Raw genomic sequence first — 26,515 nt, forward strand, 5'->3', positions numbered from 1 at the left:
TAATCTGCTCTTCAGAAAATCGGCTGCCCTTCATCGGTCTATCCCCCAGGAACAGACTCTACACAAAAACGGTCACATTCCAGGGGAGCACGTCAAACGCCTATGCCTGCGAAAATGGCAGGATTGTAAGCCTCGGCACCGAGGCGGCGCAACGCGCCGTGTGGTTCGACCTGGAAACTCCCGCGGCTGAGGAGCGCGCCTTTGTCACGCGCATTACGGGCCTGTCCCTCCCCGACAAAGCGGCGCTGACCGAGATCGAGGCTTCCTCCCGCCTCTCCGCCAGCGGGCAGGTGCTTACCATGTCTCTGCCTATCGTTACCCGCGACACCGAGGGCGTGCTGCAAGCCAGCGTCTGCGGCTTTGTACTCGGCCCCGACTATCTGGTCACGCTGCGCTTCTCCCCCAGCATCGTGTTCAGCCAATTCTGCGCCCAGCCGCATAATGTCTCCGACATCGCCTCCGCGCATATCTTCGCCGGGCTGCTGGAGGCGATCGTGGACCGCCAGGCCGATGCGCTGGAGCGGCTGCGTGACGAGCTGGACCATCTGAGCCACCGCGTGTTCCAGCGCCGGCTGAAAACCGAGCAGCGTATCCGCAACACCGAGGCCGAGCTGAAAGCCGCACTCGTGCTGCTTGGGCGCGATTACGACACCATTTCCTTCCTGCGCGACAGCCTTCTCGGCGTGGCGCGCATCGCGCCCTACGCCATTGCCTCGGCCGACTGGCTGCCCGCCACCGTGCGCCAGAGGCTGAAATCCGTGCAGAAGGATATTTCCTCGCTCAACGAATACAGCGTGCATCTGACCGACAAGGTGCAATTCCTGCTGGATTCCACGCTGGGGCTGATCAATATCGCGCAGAACACGCTCATCAAGGTGCTCACCATTGTCAGCATAGCGGGCATTCCGCCAACTCTCATTGCCGGGATCTATGGAATGAACTTCCATGTCATCCCGGAGTTGAGCTGGACCTATGGCTACGCCTATGCCTGGGTGGTCATGATCCTCTCCGCCGTGCTGCCTCTACTTTGGTTTCGTAAAAAAGGCTGGATATGACAGAGTATTTTCAACCCCAGGAGGATACGCCCGGGGCCGCTATCGAGGCGATCGGCGAAGATCTGGCGATGTTCGACGACTGGATGGACCGCTACGAATTCATCATCGAGCTGGGCCGCAAACTGCCCGCCTACCCCGCCGAATGGCAGAACGAGGCACATCGTGTGCAAGGCTGCCAATCGCAGGTCTGGCTGGCGGCGCATGAGGATGGCGGAAAGCTGTATTTTACCGGCGCGTCGGATGCCGCCATCGTCTCCGGCCTGGTGGCGCTGGTGCTGCGGGTTTATTCCGGGCGCACGCGGCAGGAGATCCTGGCCACCCCGGCGCAGTTTCTGCGAGATCTGGGGCTGATCGGCGCGCTCTCCACCAACCGGGGCAATGGCGTGGCCGCGATGGTGGAGCGCATTCAGGGAATGGCGCGCGCCGCCGCCTGAGGCATCACATCCAGTGGCCGGGGATCCATACCCAGATGCCACCACGCACGGCCCAATGGCCATCCACCCAGCGGTGCCAATGCGGGCCACGATGCACGTAATGGCCCGGCTCCCAGTGGTAGTTATAGCCGTCCCATGCCCAATGGCCGGGGCGCCAGATATAACCACGGCCCGGCGGCGGGGGCGGCATGGGTTCGCCGTGTAGAGGCGGGACCGGCCGGTAGCCGGGCGGATAAGGCGGAACCGGCTGGGCGCTGGCTCCAGCACCTGCCGCCAGGGAGGCGGCCGCGCCAAAAACCAGAGAGGCGAGAGAGAGACGTGTCGTCATGGCAATCTTTCCCCTAAGTGCTGAGCTGCGACCCTGCCCCTGAAATAGGGCAAATTTTTGCCTGTCTCAGTCGCCGAACTTATTGGAACGCGGGAAACCGTTGGGCGGCATCTTGCCCACGGAAGCACGAGCGCCCAGCCATTCGGTCAACTTCTGCTCCACGCGCAGCTTGTCGCCAATGCGCCAAGTAAGGCCCGCGGCTAGGCTGAAGGTCTTCACATCGGCCAGCCCGCCATCCTTATATTTTTGCAGCTGCACGCCAGTGCCCTTCGGCATTTCGGGGAGCTGGTCCAGCGGGAACACCAGCATTTTGCGGTTCTGGCCAATGACGGCGACATGATCGCCCCTCACCGGCACGCAGGCATGCCATTCCTCGCCGGGTTTGAGCACCAATATGGTCTTGCCCGCACGGCGCTCGGAGGCCAGCTCGGCACCGGGGAGCAGGAAACCACGCCCAGCCGAGGACGCCACCAGATATTTCTGCGCGGCATCGGGCACGAACAGCGCCAGCACGCCGTCTTCATTGGCCAGTTCCACCAGCAGTCGGATCGCCTGGCCATCGCCACGCCCGCGCGGAACATCCGAGGCCTTGATGGTGTAAACGCGGCCATTGGTGCCGAGCAGGGCGATCTTGTCCGTCGACTCGCAACGCAGCAGGAAGCCGAGCTTGTCGCCCTCCTTGAATTTCAGCTCCACATCGTCGGCCAGATGCCCCTTCTGCGCGCGGATCCAACCCTTTTCCGAAAGGATGACAGTGATCGGCTCGCGCTCCACCAGCGCCTCGGCGACGATCTCCACCACCGGGGCGGCGGCGGAGATGAGCGTGCGGCGCGCGCCCAGCGGGCCGGAGCCGAATTTCTCGCGCACCTCGGCGATCTCTTTGCCGATCTTCTTCCAGCGCTTGCCCTCATCGGCCAGCAGCGCGCGCAGATCAGCCTGCTCCGCCGAGAGCTTCTTGTGCTCGTTGCGGATTTCCATCTCTTCGAGCTTGCGCAAGGCGCGCAGCCGCATGTTCAGGATCGCCTCAGCCTGCACCTCGGTCAGCTCGAAGGTGCGGATCAGCACCGCTTTCGGCTCATCCTCGGTGCGGATGATGCGGATCACCTCGTCGAGATTGAGGAAAACCTTGATATAGCCCTCAAGAATCTCCAGCCGGCGGGCAATGGCGTCTAGCCTGTGGTTGGAGCGGCGCACCAGCACCTCGTGCCGGTGGTCGAGCCACGCGCGCAGAATGGCCTTCAGCCCCATCACGCGCGGGGTGCGCCCGGCATCCAGCACGTTCATGTTCAGGGCGAAGCGGGATTCGAGCTGCGTGGCGCGGAAGAGCGAGGCCATCAGCATCTCGGGGTCCACGGTGCGGCTCTTGGGCTCCAGCACCAGGCGGATGGTCTCGGCGGATTCGTCGCGGATATCGCCCAGCAGCGGCAGCTTCTTGTCGGTCAGCAGAATGGCGATCTGCTCGACGAGACGGGATTTCTGCACCTGATACGGGATCTCCGTAACTACGATGTTCCAGGTGCCGTGCTTACCCTCTTCCTTAGCCCATTTGGCGCGCGTGCGCAGGCTGCCGCGCCCGGTCTCATAGGCGGCGCAGATCGTCGCCTCATCCTCCACCAGCTCGCCGCCAGTGGGGAAATCGGGGCCGCGCATATGGGTCAGCAGCTCGGCGGTGGTGGCGTTAGGGTTGCCGATGAGATGGATGGCAGCGGCGCAGACCTCGCCCGCGTTATGCGGCGGGATGGAGGTGGCCATGCCCACCGCGATCCCCGCCGCGCCATTGGCCAGCAGATTCGGGAACGCGCCCGGCAGCACAACCGGTTCCTGCTCCTCGCCATCGTAGGTCGGGCGGAAATCCACGGCGTTTTCGTCGATGCCGCGCAGCAGCAGCTCGGCGATCTCGGTGAGGCGCGATTCGGTGTAGCGCATGGCGGCGGCGTTATCGCCATCGATATTGCCGAAATTGCCCTGGCCCTCGATGAGCGGGAAGCGGGAGGAAAATTCCTGCGCCAGACGCACCAGCGCCTCGTAGATCGAGCTGTCGCCATGCGGGTGGAACTTACCCATCACGTCGCCCACCACGCGGGCGCATTTCTTGAAGCCCGAGCGCGGGTCCAGCTTGAGCTGGTGCATGGCGTAGATCAGCCGTCGATGCACCGGCTTCAGCCCGTCGCGCACATCGGGCAACGAGCGGGACATGATGGTGGAGAGCGCATAGGCGAGGTAACGCTCGGAGAGCGCGTTGCTCAGGGGCAGGTCTTCGATCTGTCCGCCCAAATCATCCGGCATGGTTCTGCTTCTCCTCCAGGCTGCGCGAGAGACGCTCATAAAGACCGGCCCGCGCCGGTGGAAGGGGGCGGTGGCGGCCGCCGAACACGTCGCGCTCCAGGAAATGGCCGGTGATGCGCAGGGCCGCCACGCAATCGGCCAGGGTGGAGGGTGCGTCGCCGAGCAAGAAATCCGGCAGCGGGAGCAGCTTGGGGGCCCAGTCCCCGGCCTCGGAAAGTGTCACCGCCCTGCCGGTACGGGGCGAAACGTAAGCCAGCCGGTCATTGCTCCCGGCCGAGGTGGTGAAATCCAGCCCAAAACCTAGTTCGCGCAGCAGCGTGACTTCCCAGCGGGCGAGTTCGGGCAGCGGGAAACCGGGGATGTCGATGCCCGCGAACAGCCTTACCAGCCCGGCGAAGCTTTCGGGTGCGGCCTCCCGCTCGGGCAGCGCGCCCACCGCCAGGGCGCAGGCGGCGTTCAATATCTCCAGCGCCTCGGGCGAGGGCATGGCTAGGGCCGCTACCGGGCGCACCAGTTCGGCGGTGAAGGCGCCCAACTGCTCGGCCACCCGCGCCACCCAACGCACCGAGAGAATATTGCCCCGCTGCCATGTGGCCACCTGCCGCCGCGAGGCACCGCCCTTGGCCAGCCCCCGCCACAGTCCACGCGGGGTGAGCAGCGTGGCGACAAGATCGCCCTCGCCATGCAAGGCGGTCTCAAGAACGATGCCTGGCTCCTGCCACTCCACCGCTTACACGAAGGTCGCGGAGATGAACTCGGCCCAGGCGGCGTGATTGGAGGCGCCGTGCTCGGCCATCTGCGTGGAGAAGGCGATGCTGCACGGCCCCCGATACTCAGGCAGTTGCAGCACCACGCCGCGGGCCTTGCCGCCGGGCACCACCTCCATGGCCGAGGCCAGGATCGTCCCGGTCTCGCCGAGCATCTCAACCTTGAAACGCACCGAGGCGGATTCCTCACGCACCACACGCATGGAAACCTGCAATTCCGCGAAATCCAGATTGCGCTGTGTCATGGTAACGCGCGCCAGAGGGGCGCCATACGGGTTGGGGTGCAGGCGGAAGCCCTCACGCCCCACCTGGAAGAAACCCGGCGGATCGGCGCTGACATTCTCCAGCGTCAGGCGCTGGAGCGGGCCATCGGGCATATAAACAGGTGTGGCGCGCGGCGGTTCCGGCAGGACTTTTTGCAGCGCCCGGCGGTAGAACAGCACGTAATCGCCGGAGATCATGGTCAGGAATTCCGCCATCGGCAGCTTCGCCATGGTCTCGGGCGGCAGCGTGGCGCCGCCCGTCTCCACCGCCAACAGCCGCACACGGCGCGGCAAGGGCTGGTCCAGAATGCCGATCGAGGCGGCATCGGGGGTGAGAATAATGGTATCCACATCGTTCCAGCGCCGGTGGTTGAGCAGATGCGCCAGAGGCGTGGCGGTGATCTGTCCGGCCTCGTGGCGCATCAGCGCGGGGTATCCGGCCTCGCCCTCGCGGCCGAAGAAATCGTGGCGCGCGTTATCCGTGCCAATGGCGAGGTTGAGTACCGTGACGTTGCCATAAGGGACGGTGTTGAGCACCGCCACGCGCTGAAAGGCGGCATTGGGCTCGGTGGCGATGATCTCGGCCCCCGGATAGGCATGGGCCAGCGCCACGCTGCGATACCCCGCCCTGGCGCCAATCTCCAAGACACGGCGCGGCTCATGCACGAATTTGAGCCCGTTCATCTGCGGGTCGAAAGAGGCGGTGGCGGCGTCGGCATCGCCGGTGCCCGCGCGCAGCCAGAGCGGAAACGGCCTCTGCGCCACTGGTACCACCACAAGGCCTGACTTGCCAGCAACAGCGGAAGCGAAACGCTCTTCCAGCAGATCCGGCAATTCGGCGGACCAGGCTGTGCAGTGCGTCATGCCAAAGCAGCCTTGGCCACGGTGGCCATATACCGCGCCGCGAGTGGTAGGATGACATCGTTATAGTCATAACCCGGATTATGCAGCGGCGCGGTGGTGCCGTTGCCGATCCATGCATAGGCGCCCGGTAGAACCTCCAGGAACCGGCCGAAATCCTCCGCCGCCATGGAGCCACGCTGGGCCAGTTCCACATTCAGCCCCGCCTGCCGCGCCGCGCCAAGCGCCAGAGCCACCTCCGCCTCGCTGTTGATGGTCGGCGGCAGGTTGCTGAAGATATCGACATCCGCCGCCAGCTCATGCGCCTGCGCCGTATGGCGGGCGACATCGGCGAGCCGGGCCTGCAGCAATCGCATGGTCTGGGGTGTGAGGGCGCGGATGGTGCCCCCCAGCGTCGCCGAGCTCGGGATCTGGTTGCGCGCCTCGCCAGCCGAGAGCGTACAGGTGGAGATCACCCCGGCATCTTGCGGATCCTTGTTGCGGGAGGTGATGCTGTTGATCGCGATGATGAGATACGCGAGGCCCTGCACCGGGTCGGCGCAGTCATGCGGCATGGCTGCATGGCCCGCTCGGCCGTGCAGGGTGATGGAGAAATTCGCCGCCCCGGCCATCACCGGGCCTTCGTGCAGCAGCACCTTGCCTGCTTCCAGGCCCGGCCAGTTATGGTAGCCGTAGATGCTCTGCATCGGGAAGCGTTCCAGCAGACCGTCGGCCAGCATGGCCTCGGCACCGCCGAAGCCTTCTTCGGCCGGCTGGAAAACGAGGTAGATTTTACCCGACCAGCTATGGTCATGGCGCAGCAGCGCCGCGGCACCCAACAGCGAGGCCGTGTGCCCATCATGCCCGCAGGCATGCATCACCCCCACATGGCGCGAGGCATAGGCAAGCCCCGTGGTTTCGTGGATCGGCAACGCATCCATATCCGCCCGCAGCCCCACCGCACGGTCGCCGCCCCGCGAAAGCACGCCCACCACGCCGTGCCCGCCCACACCGGCGACATGGGGAATTTCCAGTTCGGTCAGCCGGGCGCAGACGTAAGCCGCCGTTCCCGACTCCTTGAGCGACAGCTCCGGATGCGCATGCAGATGATGCCGCCATAAAGTCAGTTGCAGGGCCAGATCGTCAGGCATCATGCGTCCCTTCCATTATTGCAGGGCGAGAGGAGGGAATCTCCCGCCGCATTCTTGCGCAAAATCAATTACAAAATCCCGGGCAACCGGAACATCCTCATCCCGATTCATTGCGACGATTCAGTAGGTTACAGTTACAACAGCACCCATGCCGGAAACCCAGATTTATGTCACGTTAATTGTCGCAAGGTATTTCTACCTATGATTGCGGAATTTCCGCCAACACAGCCCGGCGTGGCGTCAGAGAAATGGCGTAACATATTGTTGCCGCGAGCATTATCGGCTCTGGCGGAAGGCTTCAGCCCGCCACCGCCATCGCCAGATAATTCACCGACAGATCCCGGCTGACCTCGAAACGCCGGCGCGCGGGCGAGAAGGAAAGCCCTGCCGTATCGGCCAAGCGCAGCCCCGCCTCGCGGCAGTAATGGCCCAACTCCACCGGGGTGACGAATTTCTTCCAGTCATGCGTGCCCACCGGCAGCAGGCGCAGAATGTACTCCGCGCCGAGCTTCGCCGTGAGGAAGGATTTGGGGGTGCGGTTGAGGGTGGAGAGGAACAATACCCCATCCGGCTCCAGCAGGGCGGCGAGGCTGCGCAGGAACGCCACCGGGTCGGCCACGTGCTCGACGATCTCCAGCGCGGTGACGACCGGGAAGGTCCGCCCCTCGGCCACCAGCTCCTCGGCGGTGGCGTTGCGGTATTCCAGGTTCAGCTCCTGGCCCTGGGCGTGGCTGCGGGCGGCCTCGACCACCTCGGCCCCGGCGTCGATTCCCAGCACATCGAACCCCTGTTTCGCCAGCGCCTCGGAAAGCAGGCCTGCCCCGCAGCCCACATCCAGGATCTCCACCCCCGGCCCCACGAGGTTGCGCACACGCTCCCCCACCCAGGCGGCGCGGGGGCCGTTCATCATGTGCAGGGGGCGCATCGGGCCGGTCTCGTCCCACCACTGGGCGGCCAGGGCGTTAAATTGGGCGATTTCTTGAGGGATGACGGAAGGGTGCTGCATTGCCGAAACTTTTCTCCGCCGCTATGTGACGCCCCCGGCGGTTTTCCACAAGGGTTCATAGTATGGCGCGTATCGTTATGAAGTTTGGCGGCACCTCGGTGGCCGATCTCGACCGCATCCGCAATGTGGCGAAGCGGGTAAAGGCCGAAGTGGACAAGGGCAACGAGGTGGCCGTGGTCGTCTCCGCCATGTCCGGCACAACGAACCAGCTGGTCGCTTGGTGCCAGCAGCTCTCCCCGCTGTTCGACGCGCGGGAATACGATGCCGTGGTCGCCACCGGTGAACAAGTGACCGCCGGGCTGCTCGCCATCGCCCTGCAGGAGCTGGGCCAGGAAGCGCGCAGCTGGCAGGGCTGGCAGATCGCCGTGGAGACCGACGGCGCGCACGGCAAGGCGCGAATCCAGTCGATCGAGGGTGAGGAGCTGATCTCCCGCATGAAGCAGGGCCAGGTGCCCGTGGTCGCCGGATTCCAGGGCATCGGCCCGGATAACCGCGTCACCACGCTCGGGCGCGGCGGGTCGGACACCTCGGCCGTGGCGCTGGCCGCGGCGCTGAAGGCCGACCAGTGCGATATCTACACCGACGTGGACGGGGTTTATACAACCGATCCGCGAATCGTCCCTGGCGCGCGTAAGCTGAATAAGATTACCTATGAGGAGATGCTGGAACTCGCCTCCGTGGGGGCGAAAGTCCTGCAAACCCGCTCGGTGGAGCTGGCCATGAAGGAGCATGTGCGCGTGCAGGTGCTCTCCAGCTTCGCCGATATCCCGGGTACATTGGTTGTTGATGAGGAAGAAGTCGTGGAACAGGAAATCGTCGCAGGCATCGCGTATTCGCGGGATGAAGCCAAAGTCACCGTCCGCCGCGTGCCGGACCGTCCCGGCATCGCCGCCGCCGTGTTCGTGCCGCTGGCCGATGCGGGCATCAATGTCGATATGATCGTGCAGAACGTCTCCGCCGACGGCACGACCGACGTGACCTTCACCGTCGGTAAGACCGACTTCCTGCGCGCCAAGGCCGTGCTGGACGGCGTGCAGAAGGAGATCGGCTTCGCCGAGATCGTCTCCGACCAGAACGTGGCGAAGATCTCCGTCGTCGGCGTTGGCATGCGCTCCCACGCGGGTGTGGCGGGCACGATGTTCAAAACCCTGGCCGACCGCGGCATCAACATCCAGGTCATCTCCACCTCCGAGATCAAGGTGAGCGTGCTGGTGGCCGCCGAGTACACCGAGCTGGCCGTCCGCGCCCTGCACACGGCCTATAAGCTCGATGCTTGACGTGAACGCCTCCGCCACCGCCGAGTTCGAGGCGCTGACGCAACGGGGCCGGGAGTTTCTCGGCACCGAATACGCCATCATGGCTGGCGCGATGAGCTGGGTGAGCGAGCGCCATCTGGTCTCCGCCATCTCCAATGCCGGCGGGTTCGGCGTGCTCGCCTGCGGGGCGATGCCGCCCGAGTTGCTGGAGAAGGAGATCGAGGCCACCAAAGCGCTGACGGATAAGCCCTTCGGCGTGAACCTCATCACCATGCACCCGCAGCTAGCGGATCTGATCCAGGTCTGCGTGCGGCAGAAAGTCAGCCATGTGGTATTCGCGGGCGGCATTCCCTCCTCCGCACATATCAAGGCCGCCAAGGAAGGTGGTGCCAAGGTTATCGCCTTCGCCCCGGCCCTAGTGCTGGCCAAGCGGCTGGTGAAGTCCGGCGTGGATGCGCTGGTGATCGAGGGCTCCGAGGCGGGCGGGCATATCGGCCCAGTCTCGCTGACCGTGCTGGCGCAGGAGATCCTACCACATATCCGCGAGGTGCCGGTATTCGTGGCCGGTGGCTTGGGACGTGGCGAGGCCATTCTGGGGTATCTGGAGATGGGTGCGGCTGGCGCGCAGCTTGGCACGCTGTTCGCGGCGTCCAAGGAAAGCATCGCGCACGAGAACTTCAAGAAGGCGTTCCTGAAGGCCGCGGCGCGCGACGCGCTGCCGAGCGTGCAACTCGACGATCGCTTCCCCGTCATCCCCGTGCGCGGGCTGATGAACGAGGGCACCAAGCGCTTCATGCGGCATCAGGCCGAGGTGGTGCAGAAATTCCAGGAGGGCAAGCTGGACAAGACCGCCGCACAGCTGGAAATCGAGCATTTCTGGGCGGGCGCGCTGCGCCGTGCGGTCATCGAGGGCGATGTGGAACACGGCTCGGTCATGGCCGGGCAGTCCGTTGGTATGGTCACAGAGATCCTGCCGGTGGCCGAGATTCTGGCGGCGTTGAAGGCCCAGGCCATCGCCGCCCTGGCCGCGCGTGCCGCCCGAAGCTGAAACCACGCCCAAGCGGCGCAAACGCAAGCCGAAACTCGGCGATACGCGGCATCTTTTTGCTGCACTGCGGGAGCATCTTGCCTCCGGCACCGCCAGCCTGGCCGATTTTGCCAAGCTGGTGGCCGAGGGGCTGGCGACCGATTCCAGCGTCATCTACGTCACCCGGCCGGGCGAACAGCTTGAACTCGCGGCTACCTTTGGCCTGAACGTCAGTGCCGTGGGGCATACAAGGCTGCGGGTGGGCGAAGGCATCATCGGCATGACCGCCGCCTCCGGCGACATCATGAACCTCGCCGACGCGCAAAACCATCCGCGCTACGCCTACCGCCCCGAGCTTGGCGAAGAGAACATGGCCTCGACACTCGCCGTGCCGGTGAAGCGCGCCGGGCGCACGCTCGGAGTGATCGCCGTGATGTCGCGCGAGGCGCGCGTCTACACGCCGCTGGAGGTGGAGGCGCTGGCCACCGTGGCCATGCTGCTAGCCGAGATCCTGGCCAAGGCCGGGGCCACCGATGTCGGCGAGGAAGGCTTCTCCGAGACCCTGCCCCGGCGCTATCCGGGCTATGTACTGTCCTCCGGCATCGCGCGCGGCAAGATATTACCCTATGGCGCCGCCGCTCCCATCGCCCGCCTGCTCACCGACGACCCGGAAGCCGAGCTGAAACGCCTCGATAAGGCCGTGGAGGAGGCAAACAAGAGCCTCGATGGGCTGATCGCCGGTACCCTGCCCGGCGGCGGCACCCCGCGCGACGTGCTGGACGCCTACCGCATGGTGGCGCAGTCCTCTGGCTGGCTGACCCAGGTGCGCGACGCGATCAATGACGGCCTGACCGCCGAAACCGCCGTGGACAAGGTGGCGCGCAACCTGCGCGAGCGCATGCGCCGCATTGCCGACCCGTATTTGCGCGAGCGCCTTGCCGATATCGAGGACATGGTCGGGCGGCTGATGGTGGCCCTTGGTGGTATGGCGCCCAAGCCCGAGCGGGCGGATGGCTACATCCTGTTGGTGCGCCGCCTAGGCCCTGCCGATCTGCTAGACTGGCATTCGCGCGGCATCGCCGGTGTGGCGATCGAGGAAGCCAGCCCCTCCGGCCATGCTGCCATCCTGGCCCGCGCGCTGGGGCTGCCCGCGCTGCAGGTGGACCGTGGCGCCGTGGAAATCGCGCAGGAGGACGACCCGGCCCTGCTGGATGCCGAGGGCGGCACGCTGATCCTACGCCCGGAGCCGGAGGTGGTGCAGGTTTATGACCGCGCGCTGGAAGCCCGCACGGTACGCGCCGCGGCACTGGCGGCGTACCGGGATCTTCCGGCCATCACCAAGGATGGCACCGAATTCACGCTGATGCTGAATGTCGGGCTGGCTATGGAGTTGGACCAGCTGGACAAGACCGGCGCGGATGGCATCGGGCTGTATCGTACCGAGATCGCGGCGCTGGCGGCGGGGGGCATCCCCGATGTAGCGGGCCAGGCGGCGGAATATGGCCGGGTGCTGGACCGCGCGAACGGTAAGAAGGTGCAGTTCCGCACGCTCGACCTCGGCGCCGACAAACTGCTGCCAGGCGAAGCCTCCATGGGCGAGGAAAACCCGGCCATGGGCTGGCGGTCGTTGCGCGTGGCGCTGGACCGCCCAGCCATTCTGCGCCGCCAGCTCCGCGCTCTGCTGCTCGGCGCACAGGGGCGGCCGCTCTCCATAATGTTCCCCATGGTGGCCACGGTGGAAGAATTCCGTACCGCCCGCGACCTGCTGGAAGCCGAGGCGGCGCGTATCCGCCCCGCGCCTGAGCGGCTTGAGGCGGGCACCATGCTGGAAGTTCCCGCTTTGCTGTTCCAGCTCCCCGGCCTGCTGGCCGAGGCGGATTTCATCTCGGTGGGCACCAACGACCTGATGCAGTTCCTCTTCGCCGCTGATCGCGGCACGCCGGAACTGGTCGACCGTTACGACACGCTCTCCGCCCCGGTGCTGGAGTTGCTGGAAAAGCTGGTCACCTATTGCCAGGAAGCAGGGGTGCCGCTTTCCGTCTGCGGCGAGGCCGCCGGGCGGCCGCTCGACGCGCTGGCGTTCGCGGCGCTGGGAATCACCACGCTGTCGATGTCCGGCAACGCCATTCTGCCGGTGAAAGCCGTGCTGGTGGAGGCGGATTTGACCAAGCTGCGCCCGGTTCTGCGCGAGTTGCGCCGGGCGGGGGCAGCGGGTGGAAGCATCAGGGAACCGCTCGCGGCCTGGGCGCGAGAGCATAATCTGGCGATTTGAGAGTTGTGTTATTCAGGTATAGAAGCTGCACCACATGGCAGATGATCCGACCGATGTGATGGACCACGACCCGGGCGCCAGCGTGGCGCGCGTGGGGGCTGGCCTGCGCGAAGTGCGCGAGCGCCTGGGCTGGAAACTGCCCGATGTGGCGGAAGCCCTGCGCATCCGGCTTGAATATCTCGTGGCCATCGAGGAGGGCGACCTTACCCCCCTGCCCGGCCCGGCGTATCGCGTGGGGTTCGTCCGCGCTTATGCGCAGATTTTGGGGCTGGACGCCGAGGAAATCCTGCGCCGCTTCCGCCAAGCTGGCGGCCTGGGCGAGACGCAGAATGTGAGCCTGAAAGTGCTGGCCCCGGTGCCGGACCGAGGCGTGCCGCGCGGGGCTATCGCCCTGGTGGGCGTGGTGGCTGTGCTGGCCGGGTACGGCCTCTGGTACCATTTCACCGCCGATAACCAGCACCTGGCCTCCAAAGTGCCGCCCGTGCCCGCCGAACTCGCCCCCCTGGCCCTACCGCCCGAGGTGAAGCCCCCGGTCGCCGATACTCCCCCACCGACTACCGACAAGCCGGAAACCACTCCGGCCGCGCCTCAGACCGCAACCGCGCCCGCCCCCGAATCACCGGCAACGCCGCCTCCTGCCGCAACGCCCGCCTCCCCGGCTCTCCTCGTTGCCCAACCCGCTGCGCCAGGCGCTGGCATGGTAATCACCGCCACGCAGGATGCCTGGGTGCAGGTGCAGGATTCCACCGGCAACATCCTGTTCAGCAAGGTGCTGCACGCGGGCGATAGCTGGCCCGTGCCGCAGGAATCCGGCCTGACCATGACCACCGGCAATGCCGGCGGCACCGAGATCGTCACCAACGGCACCGCCGGTGCGCCTTTGGGCGCCGTGGGCGTGGTGCTGCATAATTACGCGCTGACACCGCCAGCCGCGACCGCCAGCGCGCCCGCCTCTGGCACAACAAAATGATGGAGTGTGCATGAACTACCGCGAATACCAGCAGATCGACCGCCGCAAGTCGCGCCAGATCAGCGTGGGCAATGTGAAGGTCGGTGGCGATGCGCCGATCTCCGTGCAGACCATGACCAACACGCTCACCACGGACGTGGAAGCCACGGTGGCGCAGATCCTGCGCGCCGAGAAGGCGGGCGTGGATATCGTGCGCGTCTCCTGCCCGGATGAAGAGAGCACCGCGGCACTCAAGCACATCATCAAGCGCGTGAACGTGCCGGTGGTGGCGGACATTCACTTCCACTACAAGCGTGGGATCGAGGCCGCCGAGGCCGGTGCGGCCTGCCTGCGCATCAATCCGGGCAATATCGGCTCACCGGAGCGTGTCCGGGAAGTCATCAAGGCCGCGCGCGACCATAACTGCTCCATGCGTATCGGCGTGAACGCGGGCAGCCTGGAGAAGCATCTGCTGGAGAAATACGGCGAGCCCAACCCCGACGCGCTGGTGGAATCCGCGTTGGAGCACGCCAAGCTCCTACAGGACCACGACTTCCACGAGTTCAAGATCTCGGTGAAGGCGTCGGACGTGTTCATGGCCGTGGCGGCGTATCAGCAACTCGCCGAGCAATGCGACCACCCGCTGCATATCGGCATCACCGAGGCTGGCGGCAAGCGCGCGGGTACGGTGAAGTCCTCCATCGGCCTGGGCTCGCTGCTCTGGGCCGGTATTGGCGACACGATGCGCGTCTCCCTCTCCGCCGAGCCGGAAGAGGAAGTGCATGTCGGCTGGGACATCCTGAAATCGCTCGGCCTGCGTCATCGCGGCGTGCGTATCATCTCCTGCCCCTCCTGCGCGCGCCAGGGCTTCAACGTCATCAAGACCGTTGAAACGCTGGAGGAGCGCCTCGCGCATCTCGAGACGCCGATCACCCTCTCCATCATCGGCTGCGTGGTGAACGGCCCCGGCGAAGCGCTGATGACCGATATCGGCCTGACGGGCGGCGGTGGCGGACGCCACATGGTGTATGCCGCGGGCAAGACCGACCACACCATCCCCGAGGAACAGATGATCGACCATCTGGTGGAGCTGGTGGAGACCAAAGCCGCGCAAATCGAGGCTGAAAAGGCCGCGGCCAAGCAAGCCGCGGAATAGTCCTCCCTTTTGCGTTTCATATCTTCCGGAGCGGGATGCCGCTCCGGATTTTTATTTTGATGGTGAACCTATGGCGAATATCCTGCAACCTGTCCGTGGCACGCGCGATCTGATCGGCGAGGATGCCGCGCGGCATTTCCATGTCGTGGAGACGGCGCGGCGGATCACCTCGCTATACGGCTTCTCCGAGTGGCAGACGCCGATCTTCGAGGATACTAAGGTGTTCTCCCGCACGCTGGGCGAGACCTCGGACGTGGTGACCAAGGAGATGTACACCTTCGAGGATCGCGGCGGCGATTCCGTCACGTTGCGGCCAGAGGGCACGGCTGGGGTGTGCCGCGCTCTCATCACCAACGGCCTGACGCAGACCCTGCCGCAGAAAGTGTTCTACGCGGGCCCGATGTTCCGCTACGAGCGCCCGCAGAAGGGCCGCTACCGCCAGTTCCACCAGATCGGCGTGGAGCTGCTTGGCCCGGCCACGCCGCTGGCCGACGCCGAAATCATCTCCATGGGCTGGCGCATCTTGCAGGAGCTGGGCATCGCCAAGGATGTGGTGCTGCACATCAACACGCTGGGCGACACCGAATCCCGCGCCGCCTACCGGGCCAAGCTCGTCGAGTATTTCAGCAAGTTCCTGGGCGACCTCTCGGAAGACAGCAAGCTGCGCCTGGAGAAGAACCCGCTGCGCATCCTCGATTCCAAGGATGAGGGGGATAAGAAGATCGTCGCCGATGCGCCGCAGATGCAGGATTGCATGACGGACGAGGCCAAGGCGTTCTACGAAACGCTGCTAGGCTACCTCACCGCCTTCGGCGTGCCACACCAGCACAACCCGCACATCGTGCGCGGGCTGGATTACTATAACCACACCGCCTTCGAGTTCGTGACCACGGCGCTCGGCGCCCAGGGCACCGTGCTGGCTGGCGGGCGCTATGACGGTCTCGTGGAACAAATGGGCGGCCCCGCCGTACCGGGCGTGGGCTGGGCGGCGGGCATCGAGCGCCTCTCCATGCTCATCGACGCCCCTGCCCGCGCGGCCCTGCCGGTGGCGGTGATCCCGATGGCAGGCGATTGCGAGGCCAAGGCGCTGGAGATTCTTACGCAGCTCCGCGCCCATAACATCGCCGCCGAGATCGCCTATTCAGGCAACGCCAAGAAGCGCCTGGAGCGCGCCAACAAGTCCGGCTCCGTGTTCGCCGTGCTGGTGGGCGAGGACATCAAGCTCAAGAACCTCGCCAGCGGCGAGCAGCAGGATGTGACGTCCGAGGCGCTGCCCGGCCTTTTGCGCGCATGAACGCCAATCTGGAGCAGAAACTCGACCGCATTCTCGCCCGGGCCGAGGAGCTGCGCTTCATGCTCTCCGGCACGCTGGCGGGCGATGCGTTCGTGAAGGCGTCGAAGGAGTTGGCCGAGCTGGAGCCTGTGGAGGAGAAGATCACCGAACTGCGCGGTGCCGAGAAGCAGATGAAGGAGGCCGAAGCGCTGCTGGCCGACCCGGAGATGAAGGATCTGGCCGAAGCCGAATACCATGAGCTGAAGGCCCGGCTGCCGGAGATGGAAATGGCCGTGCGCCTCGCGCTCTTGCCCAAGGATGAAGCCGATGACCGCGCCGGCATCCTGGAAATCCGCCCCGCCGCCGGTGGCGATGAGGCCGGGCTGTTCGCGGGCGAACTGTTCGCGGCTTACCAGAAATACGCGCAATCCCAGGGCTGGCGCTTCGAGGTGCTGGAATACGACGAGAACGAGCTGGGCGGCGTGAAGAGCGCCATGGCCGAGATCACCGGCAAATCCGTGTTCGCCAAGTTGAAATTCGAATCAGGCGTGCACCGGGTGCAGCGCGTGCCCGCCACCGAGACCCAAGGACGCATCCACACCTCCACCGTGACCGTGGCCGTGCTGCCGGAGGCCGAAGAGGTGGATGTGGATATCAACGAATCCGACCTGCGCATCGATGTCTACCGCGCCTCCGGCGCTGGCGGCCAACATGTGAACAAGACCGAGTCGGCGGTGCGAATCACTCATATCCCCACCGGTATCGTGGTGGCGATGCAGGAAGAGCGCAGCCAGCACAAGAACCGCGCCAAGGCGATGAAGATCCTGCGCTCGCGCATGTTCGAGCAGCAGCGCGCCAGCGTGGATGCCAGCCGCGCCGCCGACCGTAAGGGCCAAGTGGGCACCGGCGACCGCTCGGAGCGCATCCGCACCTACAACTTTCCGCAAGGACGCGTGACCGACCACCGCATCAACCTGACCCTGCACAAGATCGACCGGGTGATGCTGGGCGAGTTCGACGACATCATCGACGCGCTGATCGCCGAGGACCAGGCGGCCCGGCTGGCGGCGGAGAATTGATCCGCACCGCCGACGCGCTGGCCCAGATCACTGCCCGCCTGAAAGACGCCGGCATCGAGGAACCGCGCCGCGAGGCGAGGCTGTTGCTGGCCGCCGCCCTTGGCACCAGCGCTGGCGGACTGCTGGCTCGCGATGAGGTGGACGAAACCGCCTACGAGCCTTTGCTCGCCCGGCGCGTGGCGCGTGAGCCGCTGGCCTATATCACCGGGCACAGGGAGTTCTGGGGGCTGGATTTCCTCGTCTCCCCGGCAACCCTCATCCCCCGCCCGGATACGGAGACGCTGATCGAGGCCGTCCTCGATTCGGGACTGCAACCGCGCACAGTGCTGGACCTCGGCACCGGCACGGGCTGCCTGCTTCTGGCAACACTGCATGAATTCCGCGCCGCTTTCGGCGTGGGCGTGGATTTGAACCCGGAAGCTGCCGCCCTGGCCCGGCGCAATGCCGAGCACCTGGGGCTTGGCACTCGCGCGGTGTTCCTGGCCGGAAGCTGGGCTGACGCGCTGGATACGAAATTTGACCTTGTGCTTTCCAACCCGCCTTACATCGAAAGCGCTGATATCCCTGAGTTAATGCCAGAAGTAGCAGGTTACGAACCGGGCCGTGCCCTGGATGGCGGCGCGGATGGGCTGGATGCCTACAAGGCGATTATTGCCGTCCTGCCCCAGATTTTATCGGAAAATGGCATGGCGGTGCTTGAACTCGGGGCGGGACAGGCACCATCTGTAACCCTGCTATCCGAGGCGGCGGGGTTCACCTGCGCCACGAAGCAGGATCTGGCCGGTATCGAGCGCGCTGCATTGCTCAGATTTCGCAAATAAACAATTGGCAGAACGTCATAATACGGCTAAGCACAAGCTTGCGCGGGCTGTTTTGCCTCGAGTCTCCAAAAATCAAGGGGACGGCCACGAGTGGCGTATGACGCCGCAGCGCGCAAGTCAGCATACGAGGATAGACAAGAGCCTATGAATATGAAGCGCATGCGTGGCCGCGGGCATCGCCAGGGGGGCGGTGGCGGAAGCGGGTTTCGCAACCAGCAGAACGGCATTCCGCTCAACCGCAACCATGTGTTCGATAGCTCCGGCCCGGAAATGCGGGTACGTGGCACGGCGCAGCAACTCTACGACAAATACACCCAACTGGCGCGCGATGCCGCCAGCGGGGGCGACCGTGTGCTGGGCGAAGCCTATTACCAGCATGCCGAGCATTATTTCCGCATCATCAGCGCCATCAACCAGGCGCAGGGCCTGCCGCCTCCGGGCCAGGGCGGGCAGCAGCAGGGTGGCGAGTTCCAGCGCCGCGAAACAGCCGAGGGCGGCGAGACCCAGGGCGAGCACCGCGAACAGCAGCCGCGCCACGAGAACCGCCAGGAAGGCCGTCAGGACAACCGCGAGCACCGGGAACACCGGCAGCAGCAGGAACGACGCTTCGAGCCGCGCCAGCAGCGCCAGGAATTCCAGCCGCGCGAGCGCAACGAGCAGCGCGGCGAGCGCCAGTTCCGCCCGGCGGCACCGATCGCGGAAACGCCAATCGACATCAGCTCCGCCCTGGAAGCCGAGTTGCAGGCCGCCGCGGCAGCGCCCGCCGGTCTTGGCGAACAGCCTAACGTGCAAGCTGAACAGCCAGTAGTGCAGGCCGAGCTGCCGATCGTGCCGGAGCCGCGCGCCATCCCCATCATTCCCGATGCCCCGCCCGCCCCGATTGAAGCCGTGGCGGAAGAGGAGCCTGCCGCTACCCCCGCGCCGCGCCGCCCACGAGGCCGCCCGCGCACCAAGCCGGTGGCAGCCGAGACTGAGAAAGTCTCCGAATAAAAGAAAAGGCCGGGAAATCCCGGCCTTTTTCGTATCTGCAAGAAATCGTGCGGCGCCTTATTTGGGCGCCAGCACCATCACCATCTGCCGGTTTTCCATCTTCGGCATCTGCTCGACCTTGGTATCGGTCTCCATATCGCCACGGATGCGCTCCAGCACCTTCACGCCCAGCTCCTGGTGCGCCATTTCGCGGCCGCGGAAGCGCAGCGTGACCTTCACCTTGTCGCCCTCGCCGATGAATGACTTCATCGCGCGCAGCTTCACCTGGTAGTCGTTCTCGTCGATATTGGGGCGAACTTTCACCTCCTTGATCTCGACGATCTTCTGCCTCTTGCGCGCCTCGTTGCGCTTCTTCTGCTGCTCGAACTTGAACTTGCCGTAGTCGAGGATCTTGGCCACGGGCGGTTCGGCGTTCGGGCTAATTTCAACCAGGTCGAGACCCACGGCGTAAGCACGTGCGATCGCGTCCCGGGTGCTGAGCACGCCGATCATTTCGCCGTCCTGGTCGATCAGACGAACCTGCGGAATTCTGATTTCTTCGTTGACCCGGGGCCCCTCGCGGGATGGCGGGGCGGGTGGCGCTGGCGGTCTGGCTATTGGGAAGTCTCCTGTTACGGTTACGGAGTATGGCCTTAGGGCAAAATGGCCCGGAAATGCAATCCGCTCGAGTGCTGGGGGATGAAATCTTCCCCGCCATGGGTTGCCGCGGGAGATTAGCTCAAATTCACCCAAGGTTAAGGCAAAACCGCCGGAACCTGCGGGAATAATGCCTATGTCCGCGCAATAGCCAAGAACAAACGCGGCTACGGAGGATAAGGTCATGCATATCCGCAATCCCGTGGAGTGGGTTCTGGGGCAATTCCACGCCACAGAAATGCTCGGCAGCGCTGCGCCAGAGACATATTTCAGCACCACCGAATCCGGCCCGCCAATGGTGCGCCCTATCGGCTTCGCCGATGTCTTCCTCGCGCTGGGACAGGGGTGGGAGGATTTCACCGCGGCGCGCACCGACCTGATCATGCTCTGGCTGATCTACCCGGTGATGGCCGCGTATCTCGTCGCGGCGGATTTCTATGGCCAGCTTATCCCCCTGCTCTTCCCCGTAGCCTCCGGCTTCGCGCTGGTCGGGCCGTTATTTGCCATCGGGTTTTACGAGATGAGCCGCCAGAGGGAGCTGACCGGGCAAATGCACTGGCGGGATGGCTTTAACGTGCTGCGCTCCCCGGCCATCGGCGCCATTACCGGGATGGGGCTGACACTGATTGCCCTGTTCCTGGCCTGGCTGGCGGTGGCCGAGCTGATCTACGACGTCACCCTTGGCCCAGTGCAACCCACTGGCTGGCTGCCCTTCTTCAGCGCCGTGCTGACCACGCCCAGGGGGTGGGAGATGATTGTGCTTGGTGTCGGCATCGGGGCGGTATTCGCCGTGCTGGTGCTGGTTATCGCCAGCATCTCCTTCCCTCTGCTGCTGGACCGCCCAGCCACACTCGGAACCGCTATCCGCACCTCGGTGGCGGCGATAATGCTCAACCCCGCGCCGCTGGCGTTGTGGGGGGCAATCGTCGGGGGCGGGCTGGTGCTGGGAACAATCCCGGCTTTTGCCGGGCTGATCGTGGTGCTGCCCGTGCTGGGCCATGGCACATGGCATCTGTACCGGACCATGGTGCCACGGCCCGGTAGCGCAGCCTAAAACAGGAAGTCGCGCTTCGCGTTCCAAGTTTCCACCAGAGCGCGGGCCTGGGGCGATTCGTCGAGCAGGCGGCCATGCTGGATGGCCAGCCGCTCGGTGAAGCTGAGAAACATCTGTGCCGCCTTCATCGCCGGGTCTGTGGGCAGAGTGTGACACAGCGTCCCGCCCAGATAGTCGAGCGGCGCCTCAATAGCCTGGTCCAGCCCGAACTCGCGGGTGAAATAGCCGGAATTGCGGAACAGCTCGCCAGGCTTGTCGCGTATCGTCTCGAAGGGCGAACGGTAATGCTCGGAATGTCCGGCCTCGGCGGCGGGGTGCCCGGCGGCCAGGGCTTTCAGCCAGCCAGCGGCCATTTTCTGCAAAATCTGCCAGCCACTGCGGCGGGGGTAATGGGCAAAACTCACCAGATCGTGCCGCCGCGCGGGCAGGATCCCGCTGCCCAAAAAGGCGCAGTGATTACCCGCCCCGATGGAAACCCCCGGCAGCCCGGCGCGCAGGATCAGCTTATCGACATTGGTCTCCCCGGCCCAGCGATGGCGCAGCCGCAACGGCACGATCAGCTCGTTCGGGTCATCCAACTCAGTCTGGCCGTAATTGATGAGCTGAACGGTGATGGCAGGTGCATCCGCTGGCAGCAGCGTGGTGAGCGGGGCCGAGTCTTGGGTGGCGATGAACTCATCCGCATCGATGAACACCACCCAATCCGCGCCAAAGAGCTGCGAGGCGGCCTGATAACCCCAGCTGTTGAGGGAAACCTCGTCGAAACTGATCGAGTGCGTCTGCACCACGGAAAGGGGAAGCCCCTCGGCCTGGAGGGCGCGCAGGATGTCCAGCGTCCGGTCCGAGCTACCGTTATCGAGGAACAACATATGGCCGACATGCCGGGCGTTATGGCGGATAAACGCCTCGGCGATGTCATCCTCGTTGAGGATGCGGGTGACGGAAACGAGTTTGGGCAAGCGTCATTCCTGGTTCCAAACTTGTTTATGCCTCCGCCACGACAAGTATGTATAGATTGTAATCATACGATTAGCACAAGTTCACGCGGATTTGAGCCGACATCAGTCGTCCGAGGACCTTGGCACCAGCGGCAGTGTTTCCAGTATAAAATTTTATCTTTCGGCAATCGGCGCAGCACGCCAAGACAGGTAAAATTCATTTCACTAAAACAGCGATTTCATCGCCGAATAAAACATACTGACCACAGCAAGGGGGCGTGCTGCTATGATTCACTTTATCGTCTGGATCGTGATTTCGGGTATCGCCGGCTTTATCGCTAGCAATATTATCAACAAGAGCGGCTCAGGCCTGTTCATGGACATCATCCTGGGCATCGTCGGCGGCATTGTTGGCGGTTTTATCGTGAACCACATTCCGCCGCTGGCCAATCTTGGCGGCGGCCTGATCATCGAGGCAATCGTGGCGACACTCGGCGCCATACTCGTGATTTTCCTGTGGAACCTCTTGTTCCACAGGAACCGGTAACACCCATACAGAAAAGCCAGCCAAGCGGTGGATTCTCCGCTTGGCTGGCTTGCTTTTGGTAGCCTAGCCCCTGGTTATTCCCACTCGATGGTGCCGGGGGGCTTGCTGGTGATGTCGTAGGTCACGCGGTTGATGCCGCGCACCTCGTTCACGATGCGCCCGGCAACACGGGTGAGGAAGCCGACATCATACGGATAGACCTCGGCGGTCATGCCGTCCGTGCTGGTTACGGCGCGGAGCGCGCACACGTTGTCGTAGGTACGGCCATCGCCCATCACGCCGACGGACTTCACCGGCAGCAGCACGGCGAAAGCCTGCCAAATGGCATCGTACAACCCCGCCGCGCGGATTTCTTCCAGGTAAATGGCGTCGGCCTTCTGCAACACCGCCACCTTCTCGCGTGTCACCTCGCCCAGCACGCGGATCGCCAGCCCCGGCCCGGGGAACGGATGGCGGCCCACGATGGTCTCGGGCAGGCCTAGCTCGCGGCCCAGAGCGCGGACTTCGTCCTTGAACAGCTCGCGCAGCGGCTCGACCAGCTTCAGCTTCATGTAAGCGGGCAGACCGCCGACATTATGGTGCGACTTGATGGTGACCGATGGCCCGCCAATGGCGGAGACGGATTCGATGACATCCGGGTACAGCGTGCCCTGGGCCAGGAATTCCGCGCCACCGAGCTTCTGCGACTCTTCATCGAACACATCGATGAACAGCTTGCCGATGATCTTGCGCTTCTGCTCGGGGTCGGTAACGCCTGCGAGCTGGCCTAGGAACAGATCGGACGCATCGCGGTGGATCAGCTTGATGTTGAACTGGTCGCGGAACACGCGCACCACTTCCTCGGCCTCGCCCGCGCGCAACAGGCCGTGGTCCACGAAGATACAGGTGAGCTGGTCGCCGATCGCCTCGTGGATCAGCGCCGCCGCCACGGAGGAGTCGACGCCGCCGGAGAGGCCGCAAATCACTTGGCCGGAGCCGACCTGGGCGCGGATCTTGGCGATCTCGGCCTGGCGGAAACCCGCCATCGTCCAGTTGCCGGAGCAGCCGCAGACCTTATGGGTGAAATTGCGGATAAGCTGCGCGCCATGCGGGGTGTGCACCACCTCGGGGTGGAACATCGCGCCGTAGAAGCGGCGCTCGTCATTGGCGATGAGCGCGTAGGGCGCGCCCTCGGAGACGGCGACTGTGCGGAAGCCGGGCGGGGGAGCGGAGATGTGGTCGCCATGGGACATCCACACCTTCTCGCGCGCGCCCACGGACCACACGCCCTCGAACAGCGCGCAATCGGCCACCACATCCACATAGGCCGCGCCAAATTCGCGGATCTCGGCGCCCTTGGCCTCGCCGCCGAGCTGCACGCACATGGTCATCTGGCCGTAGCAGATGCCCATCACCGGCACGCCAGCCTCGAACACCCATTGCGGGGCGCGGGGCGAGCCTTCCTCGGCCACGCTGGCCGGGCCGCCGGAGAGGATGATGCCCTTGGGGGCAAAAGCCTGCATCCGCGCCACATCGGCGTTGAAGGGAATGATTTCGCAATACACGCCGCTCTCGCGCACGCGGCGGGCAATCAGCTGGGTAACCTGGCTGCCAAAGTCCAGGATCAGAATCTTTTCATCGCTCATGCGCTCACCTAGCGCATCAGGCCGTCACGTCCAAGAGAGTCGTAAGCGGATCCCAGGCATAAGCGGTCTGCGGGATATCTTCTCCGGCCACCTGTGTCGTCCCCGCCGCGATGCATTTACCACCCAGGCGCTGATAAAAGTAACGGGAGAGATTGTCGCGCAGCACCCAGGCATAGGCGGAGCGGCACCCCATCTGGGCCAGATATTTGGCCGAGGCGCGCAGCAACTGGCCGCCAAGGCCCCGGTCGCGGTAATCGTCCAGCACGTAGAGCATCTCCACCTCGCCCTCGCCCAGACGCGGATCGCGCCCGCGTCCGGCGGTGGCAAAGCCCAGCACCGGCGGCTCGCCCGGCGCGTTGTAGCTGGCGGCGACATGCACACCAAAGCCAAGCCGGATGAGATGCTCGTATTGCCGGGCGAGGCGGGAGATGGAGAGACCGGCCAGGTAGGCTTCCGGCAGAATATCCGCATAGGCGCTGCGCCAAGTGGCGACGTGAACCGCGGCGATGCCGGGTGCGTCAGCCAGCCTGGCGCGGCGCAGCGCGATCACGTTTCGCGCCGGACCAGCACGGCGGCGAAGAACCCGTCCGTGCCATGCACGCGGGGCGAAAGCCTCAACGCAGCCCCGCGCAACGCCGCAGGAGCCTCGATGGGAAGCTGCTCGAACATCGGGTATCGGGCCAGGAACGCCTCCACCTGTGATTCGTTCTCATCATTGAGCACGGAGCACGTCGCGTAAACAAGTTTTCCGCCCGGCTTCACCAATTTTTGTGCCTGATCGAGAATCATCGCCTGTTTCTGCGTGAGTTCGGCAAGGTCCGCTTCGGTCAGGCGGGTCCTGGCATCGGGGTTGCGCCGCCAGGTGCCGGTTCCCGAACAAGGAGCATCGACCAGCACGCGGTCGAATTTCTGGCCCTGGCGCTTGAGCCATTTATCGCCCGGCTCCAGCAGATGCCTCTCGGCGTTATGCACCCCGGCGCGGCGCAGGCGCTTGATCGCGCCCTCAAGGCGGGGAACTGAGACATCGCAGGCGACTATATGGCCTTTGTTCTCCATGGTCATGGCGATGGCGAGCGTCTTGCCGCCCGCCCCCGCGCAGTAATCCACCACGCGCATGCCGGGGTGAGCGTCCACGGCCAGGGCTATGAGCTGGCTGCCCTCGTCCTGGATTTCCACCAACCCATCCTGAAACGCCTGGCCCTGCGTGACCGACTGCCGGTTGGCAAGGCGCAGCCCCCAAGGGGAATAGGCGGTGGGCTCGGCCCGCAGCCCTTCCCGCGCCAGGGCGCCGATCGCGGCCTCGCGCGTGGATTTGAGCATGTTCACGCGCAGATCCAGCGGCGCGGGCTCGTTCATCGCCGCCATCTCGGCCTCCAGGGCCGAGCCGAACTGGGCCTTGAGCTTGGGCAGAATCCAATCCGGGATCTCGTATTTCACCGCCTCGGGCATCTCGGGGTGCTCCAGCGTGTGCCCGGCGAAGCGTTCCAGGACAGCCGATTCTTCCGGTGATAGCGGCGGCGGGCCATAGCGCCCGGAGGTGAAGGCGAGCGCGATCTTATGCGGCGTCTGGCCGGAGAAAATGGCCTGGGCGGCGAGCAGCAGGCGTGGCGTTTGCGGCGCGCGGAGCTTTTCCAGCCACCAGCCGAGATGCCGCCGCGCGCGCAGCACGCCCCAGACCAGCGTGCTGACGGCGCGCCTGTCTCCACCGCCGATGAAGCGGCGGTTGCGGAAGAAATGGTTGGCCACGGCGTCGGCCGGGCGCGGGTCGGCCTCGATCTCGGTCAGAAGGTCGATGGCGGCGGCAAGTTGTCCGGCGGGGGTCATGGGCGAGTGCTAAGAAGAATCATATCCCGGCTATAGCCGGGATGGTCCTGGCTTCATACCGGGTTCTTGGCGGGTGAATTCCAGCATCAGCTGGATCAGGCGCTGGCTCAGCCTTGCCGCCTGGGCCGGGGACGCGAGGGCAAAGAACGGCTCGATATAGTCATCCACATAGGTGGCATAGCCAGAATAGGCCATCGACCAGTTGGAAAAGCGGCGCACCGGCACCTCTCCCTCGGTCAAGATCTTGACCTCGGCATGGCGCTGGTCGCGCCTGATGCTACTCATCAGTTCGGCCACGGCGGGCTGCGCCCCCTCCAGCACTTGAGCAAAATAAGAGGGGGTGGAGATGAGGGCTCCCGTAACATCCAGCCCGGCGTTACGGGCCAGCGAGACGGCAACGATATTCTTCACCTCTGCATTCCCGGCGGGGAATTTCAGCAAGGTCCTGCTGACGTAAAGCAGCGAATACGGCATATGCCTCGTCCGTTGCGGAACCAGGACCACCACGGCGCTGGCACGCTGAAGTTGTTTCTCTCATGGTTCGTGGCCAGCGCAAGCTGCCAGGCACAAAAAAGGGCGGCGCGTTGCCGCACCGCCCTTTCCGTAAACTTTGAAAGCCTTAGATGGCCTTCAGGTTCTCGGCCGAAACCTTGCCCTGCTGGCCCGGCTTGGCTTCATACTGAAGCTTCTGGCCTTCGTTCAGCGAGCCGAGATTCGCGCGCTCGACAGCCGAGATGTGCACGAAAACGTCCTTGGAGCCGTCATCCGGCTGAATGAAGCCGTAGCCCTTGGTGGCGTTGAACCATTTCACAGTACCTGATGCCATGTCGCATCTCCTTAACAAACAGCGACCCGCAACATGCGGGCTAAAGAACTCTTCAGTTGTCAGGGAGGGGGCCGGACTGCGAAAGCAGGGGAAGCACGCAACTAGTGATAAC

At 64.7% G+C, this 26,515-nt stretch carries 26 protein-coding genes; 13 read left to right on the forward strand and 13 right to left on the reverse strand.

What is annotated here, in order from left to right; all coding sequences use genetic code 11:
- A partial coding sequence (locus HNP71_RS00005) for a magnesium transporter CorA family protein (protein WP_221246548.1) occupies nucleotides 1-1,055 on the forward strand: 1,055 nt, incomplete at its 5' end.
- A complete protein-coding gene (locus tag HNP71_RS00010; RefSeq protein ID WP_183264812.1) occupies nucleotides 1,052-1,489 on the forward strand; it encodes a SufE family protein in 438 nt (145 codons plus the stop codon). The genes HNP71_RS00005 and HNP71_RS00010, both read left to right, overlap by 4 nt.
- Nucleotides 1,490-1,493: 4 nt before the next feature.
- Here HNP71_RS00010 and HNP71_RS00015 read toward each other — a convergent pair whose 3' ends face one another.
- The 6 genes from HNP71_RS00015 to ubiG all read right to left on the reverse strand — a co-directional run bounded on the left by HNP71_RS00015 (nucleotide 1,494) and on the right by ubiG (nucleotide 8,130).
- Nucleotides 1,494-1,817 (reverse strand): YXWGXW repeat-containing protein, encoded by a 324-nt coding sequence (locus HNP71_RS00015; RefSeq protein WP_183264813.1) that lies wholly within the window; start codon nucleotides 1,815-1,817, stop codon nucleotides 1,494-1,496.
- Nucleotides 1,818-1,883: 66 nt separating this feature from the next.
- Nucleotides 1,884-4,103, reverse strand: coding sequence for a DNA topoisomerase IV subunit A (gene parC, locus HNP71_RS00020; protein WP_183264814.1), 2,220 nt, complete (start codon nucleotides 4,101-4,103; stop codon nucleotides 1,884-1,886).
- A complete protein-coding gene (gene recO / locus HNP71_RS00025; RefSeq protein WP_183264815.1) occupies nucleotides 4,093-4,830 on the reverse strand; it encodes a DNA repair protein RecO in 738 nt (245 codons plus the stop codon). The genes parC and recO overlap by 11 nt, the downstream gene beginning before the upstream one ends.
- A 3-nt stretch (nucleotides 4,831-4,833) precedes the next feature.
- Complete coding sequence (locus HNP71_RS00030) at nucleotides 4,834-5,997, reverse strand: class I SAM-dependent methyltransferase (RefSeq protein WP_183264816.1); 1,164 nt, start codon at nucleotides 5,995-5,997, stop codon at nucleotides 4,834-4,836.
- Entirely contained in the window at nucleotides 5,994-7,127 is a 1,134-nt protein-coding gene (locus HNP71_RS00035; RefSeq protein ID WP_246344001.1) for an amidohydrolase, read from the reverse strand. Before HNP71_RS00035 ends, HNP71_RS00030 begins: the two co-directional genes overlap by 4 nt.
- Before the next feature lie 295 nt (nucleotides 7,128-7,422).
- Nucleotides 7,423-8,130, reverse strand: coding sequence for a bifunctional 2-polyprenyl-6-hydroxyphenol methylase/3-demethylubiquinol 3-O-methyltransferase UbiG (gene ubiG, locus HNP71_RS00040; protein WP_183264817.1), 708 nt, complete (start codon nucleotides 8,128-8,130; stop codon nucleotides 7,423-7,425).
- A gap of 62 nt (nucleotides 8,131-8,192) precedes the next feature.
- On the opposite strand from ubiG, the gene HNP71_RS00045 reads away from it, so the two are divergent.
- The 9 genes from HNP71_RS00045 (at nucleotide 8,193) to HNP71_RS14385 (ending at nucleotide 18,953) form a co-directional block, all read left to right on the forward strand.
- On the forward strand, nucleotides 8,193-9,407 hold the full coding sequence (locus tag HNP71_RS00045; RefSeq protein WP_183264818.1) for an aspartate kinase: 1,215 nt from the start codon (nucleotides 8,193-8,195) through the stop codon (nucleotides 9,405-9,407).
- Nucleotides 9,400-10,434 carry an NAD(P)H-dependent flavin oxidoreductase gene (locus HNP71_RS00050; RefSeq protein WP_183264819.1) on the forward strand — a complete coding sequence of 345 codons (1,035 nt, stop codon included), beginning with the start codon at nucleotides 9,400-9,402 and terminating at the stop codon, nucleotides 10,432-10,434. The genes HNP71_RS00045 and HNP71_RS00050 overlap by 8 nt, the downstream gene beginning before the upstream one ends.
- Nucleotides 10,418-12,685 (forward strand): putative PEP-binding protein, encoded by a 2,268-nt coding sequence (locus tag HNP71_RS00055; protein WP_183264820.1) that lies wholly within the window; start codon nucleotides 10,418-10,420, stop codon nucleotides 12,683-12,685. The genes HNP71_RS00050 and HNP71_RS00055 overlap by 17 nt, the downstream gene beginning before the upstream one ends.
- 34 nt (nucleotides 12,686-12,719) lie before the next feature.
- Entirely contained in the window at nucleotides 12,720-13,655 is a 936-nt protein-coding gene (locus tag HNP71_RS00060; protein ID WP_183264821.1) for a helix-turn-helix domain-containing protein, read from the forward strand.
- A 10-nt stretch (nucleotides 13,656-13,665) separates the two neighbouring features.
- Nucleotides 13,666-14,790 (forward strand): flavodoxin-dependent (E)-4-hydroxy-3-methylbut-2-enyl-diphosphate synthase, encoded by a 1,125-nt coding sequence (ispG, locus tag HNP71_RS00065; protein ID WP_183264822.1) that lies wholly within the window; start codon nucleotides 13,666-13,668, stop codon nucleotides 14,788-14,790.
- A gap of 70 nt (nucleotides 14,791-14,860) precedes the next feature.
- On the forward strand, nucleotides 14,861-16,084 hold the full coding sequence (gene hisS, locus HNP71_RS00070; protein ID WP_183264823.1) for a histidine--tRNA ligase: 1,224 nt from the start codon (nucleotides 14,861-14,863) through the stop codon (nucleotides 16,082-16,084).
- The gene (gene prfA, locus HNP71_RS00075) at nucleotides 16,081-17,142 is read left to right on the forward strand and encodes a peptide chain release factor 1 (protein WP_183264824.1); all 1,062 of its coding nucleotides are present in this window, start codon (nucleotides 16,081-16,083) and stop codon (nucleotides 17,140-17,142) included. The genes hisS and prfA overlap by 4 nt, the downstream gene beginning before the upstream one ends.
- Nucleotides 17,139-17,963, forward strand: a complete 825-nt coding sequence (gene prmC / locus HNP71_RS00080) for a peptide chain release factor N(5)-glutamine methyltransferase (protein ID WP_183264825.1) — start codon at nucleotides 17,139-17,141, stop codon at nucleotides 17,961-17,963. Before prfA ends, prmC begins: the two co-directional genes overlap by 4 nt.
- Before the next feature lie 150 nt (nucleotides 17,964-18,113).
- On the forward strand, nucleotides 18,114-18,953 hold the full coding sequence (locus tag HNP71_RS14385) for a DUF4167 domain-containing protein (RefSeq protein WP_408840358.1): 840 nt from the start codon (nucleotides 18,114-18,116) through the stop codon (nucleotides 18,951-18,953).
- 57 nt (nucleotides 18,954-19,010) lie between these two features.
- Here HNP71_RS14385 and infC read toward each other — a convergent pair whose 3' ends face one another.
- Nucleotides 19,011-19,550 carry a translation initiation factor IF-3 gene (infC, locus tag HNP71_RS00090; protein WP_183265246.1) on the reverse strand — a complete coding sequence of 180 codons (540 nt, stop codon included), beginning with the start codon at nucleotides 19,548-19,550 and terminating at the stop codon, nucleotides 19,011-19,013.
- Nucleotides 19,551-19,773: 223 nt separating this feature from the next.
- On the opposite strand from infC, the gene HNP71_RS00095 reads away from it, so the two are divergent.
- Entirely contained in the window at nucleotides 19,774-20,643 is an 870-nt protein-coding gene (locus HNP71_RS00095; protein WP_183264826.1) for a DUF2189 domain-containing protein, read from the forward strand.
- Here the strand turns inward: HNP71_RS00095 and HNP71_RS00100 are convergent.
- Nucleotides 20,640-21,602 carry a glycosyltransferase family 2 protein gene (locus HNP71_RS00100; protein ID WP_183264827.1) on the reverse strand — a complete coding sequence of 321 codons (963 nt, stop codon included), beginning with the start codon at nucleotides 21,600-21,602 and terminating at the stop codon, nucleotides 20,640-20,642. The two genes, HNP71_RS00095 and HNP71_RS00100, sit on opposite strands and share 4 nt — an antisense overlap.
- Nucleotides 21,603-21,867: 265 nt before the next feature.
- On the opposite strand from HNP71_RS00100, the gene HNP71_RS00105 reads away from it, so the two are divergent.
- Nucleotides 21,868-22,128, forward strand: a complete 261-nt coding sequence (locus tag HNP71_RS00105; RefSeq protein WP_183264828.1) for a GlsB/YeaQ/YmgE family stress response membrane protein — start codon at nucleotides 21,868-21,870, stop codon at nucleotides 22,126-22,128.
- A 74-nt stretch (nucleotides 22,129-22,202) separates the two neighbouring features.
- On the opposite strand, the gene guaA is transcribed toward HNP71_RS00105, so the two are convergent.
- The 5 genes from guaA to HNP71_RS00130 form a co-directional block, all read right to left on the reverse strand.
- On the reverse strand, nucleotides 22,203-23,753 hold the full coding sequence (gene guaA, locus HNP71_RS00110; RefSeq protein ID WP_183264829.1) for a glutamine-hydrolyzing GMP synthase: 1,551 nt from the start codon (nucleotides 23,751-23,753) through the stop codon (nucleotides 22,203-22,205).
- 16 nt (nucleotides 23,754-23,769) lie between these two features.
- Nucleotides 23,770-24,303 (reverse strand): GNAT family N-acetyltransferase, encoded by a 534-nt coding sequence (locus HNP71_RS00115; RefSeq protein WP_183264830.1) that lies wholly within the window; start codon nucleotides 24,301-24,303, stop codon nucleotides 23,770-23,772.
- A complete protein-coding gene (locus HNP71_RS00120) occupies nucleotides 24,300-25,577 on the reverse strand; it encodes an RsmB/NOP family class I SAM-dependent RNA methyltransferase (protein WP_183264831.1) in 1,278 nt (425 codons plus the stop codon). The genes HNP71_RS00115 and HNP71_RS00120 overlap by 4 nt, the downstream gene beginning before the upstream one ends.
- Nucleotides 25,578-25,607: 30 nt before the next feature.
- A complete protein-coding gene (locus tag HNP71_RS00125) occupies nucleotides 25,608-26,051 on the reverse strand; it encodes a BLUF domain-containing protein (protein WP_183264832.1) in 444 nt (147 codons plus the stop codon).
- A 145-nt stretch (nucleotides 26,052-26,196) separates the two neighbouring features.
- Entirely contained in the window at nucleotides 26,197-26,403 is a 207-nt protein-coding gene (locus HNP71_RS00130) for a cold-shock protein (RefSeq protein ID WP_183264833.1), read from the reverse strand.
- Nucleotides 26,404-26,515 lie beyond the last annotated feature (112 nt).

Origin of the sequence: Acidocella aromatica (genome assembly GCF_014201825.1) — a bacterium.
GTDB classification, from domain to species: domain Bacteria; phylum Pseudomonadota; class Alphaproteobacteria; order Acetobacterales; family Acetobacteraceae; genus Acidocella; species Acidocella aromatica.

Bases quoted from the DNA above. Each gene is read 5' to 3' on its own strand.
- HNP71_RS00030 (WP_183264816.1), bottom strand. From the start codon at position 5,997: ATGACGCACTGCACAGCCTGGTCCGCCGAATTGCCGGATCTGCTGGAA.
- HNP71_RS00045 (WP_183264818.1), top strand. From the start codon at position 8,193: ATGGCGCGTATCGTTATGAAGTTTGGCGGCACCTCGGTGGCCGATCTC.
- hisS (WP_183264823.1), top strand. From the start codon at position 14,861: ATGGCGAATATCCTGCAACCTGTCCGTGGCACGCGCGATCTGATCGGC.
- ispG (WP_183264822.1), top strand. From the start codon at position 13,666: ATGAACTACCGCGAATACCAGCAGATCGACCGCCGCAAGTCGCGCCAG.
- HNP71_RS00035 (WP_246344001.1), bottom strand. From the start codon at position 7,127: ATGATGCCTGACGATCTGGCCCTGCAACTGACTTTATGGCGGCATCAT.
- HNP71_RS00060 (WP_183264821.1), top strand. From the start codon at position 12,720: ATGGCAGATGATCCGACCGATGTGATGGACCACGACCCGGGCGCCAGC.
- HNP71_RS00010 (WP_183264812.1), top strand. From the start codon at position 1,052: ATGACAGAGTATTTTCAACCCCAGGAGGATACGCCCGGGGCCGCTATC.
- HNP71_RS14385 (WP_408840358.1), top strand. From the start codon at position 18,114: ATGAAGCGCATGCGTGGCCGCGGGCATCGCCAGGGGGGCGGTGGCGGA.
- prfA (WP_183264824.1), top strand. From the start codon at position 16,081: ATGAACGCCAATCTGGAGCAGAAACTCGACCGCATTCTCGCCCGGGCC.
- HNP71_RS00105 (WP_183264828.1), top strand. From the start codon at position 21,868: ATGATTCACTTTATCGTCTGGATCGTGATTTCGGGTATCGCCGGCTTT.
- HNP71_RS00130 (WP_183264833.1), bottom strand. From the start codon at position 26,403: ATGGCATCAGGTACTGTGAAATGGTTCAACGCCACCAAGGGCTACGGC.
- parC (WP_183264814.1), bottom strand. From the start codon at position 4,103: ATGCCGGATGATTTGGGCGGACAGATCGAAGACCTGCCCCTGAGCAAC.
- HNP71_RS00125 (WP_183264832.1), bottom strand. From the start codon at position 26,051: ATGCCGTATTCGCTGCTTTACGTCAGCAGGACCTTGCTGAAATTCCCC.
- HNP71_RS00050 (WP_183264819.1), top strand. From the start codon at position 9,400: ATGCTTGACGTGAACGCCTCCGCCACCGCCGAGTTCGAGGCGCTGACG.
- HNP71_RS00120 (WP_183264831.1), bottom strand. From the start codon at position 25,577: ATGACCCCCGCCGGACAACTTGCCGCCGCCATCGACCTTCTGACCGAG.
- HNP71_RS00095 (WP_183264826.1), top strand. From the start codon at position 19,774: ATGCATATCCGCAATCCCGTGGAGTGGGTTCTGGGGCAATTCCACGCC.
- HNP71_RS00015 (WP_183264813.1), bottom strand. From the start codon at position 1,817: ATGACGACACGTCTCTCTCTCGCCTCTCTGGTTTTTGGCGCGGCCGCC.
- ubiG (WP_183264817.1), bottom strand. From the start codon at position 8,130: ATGCAGCACCCTTCCGTCATCCCTCAAGAAATCGCCCAATTTAACGCC.
- guaA (WP_183264829.1), bottom strand. From the start codon at position 23,753: ATGAGCGATGAAAAGATTCTGATCCTGGACTTTGGCAGCCAGGTTACC.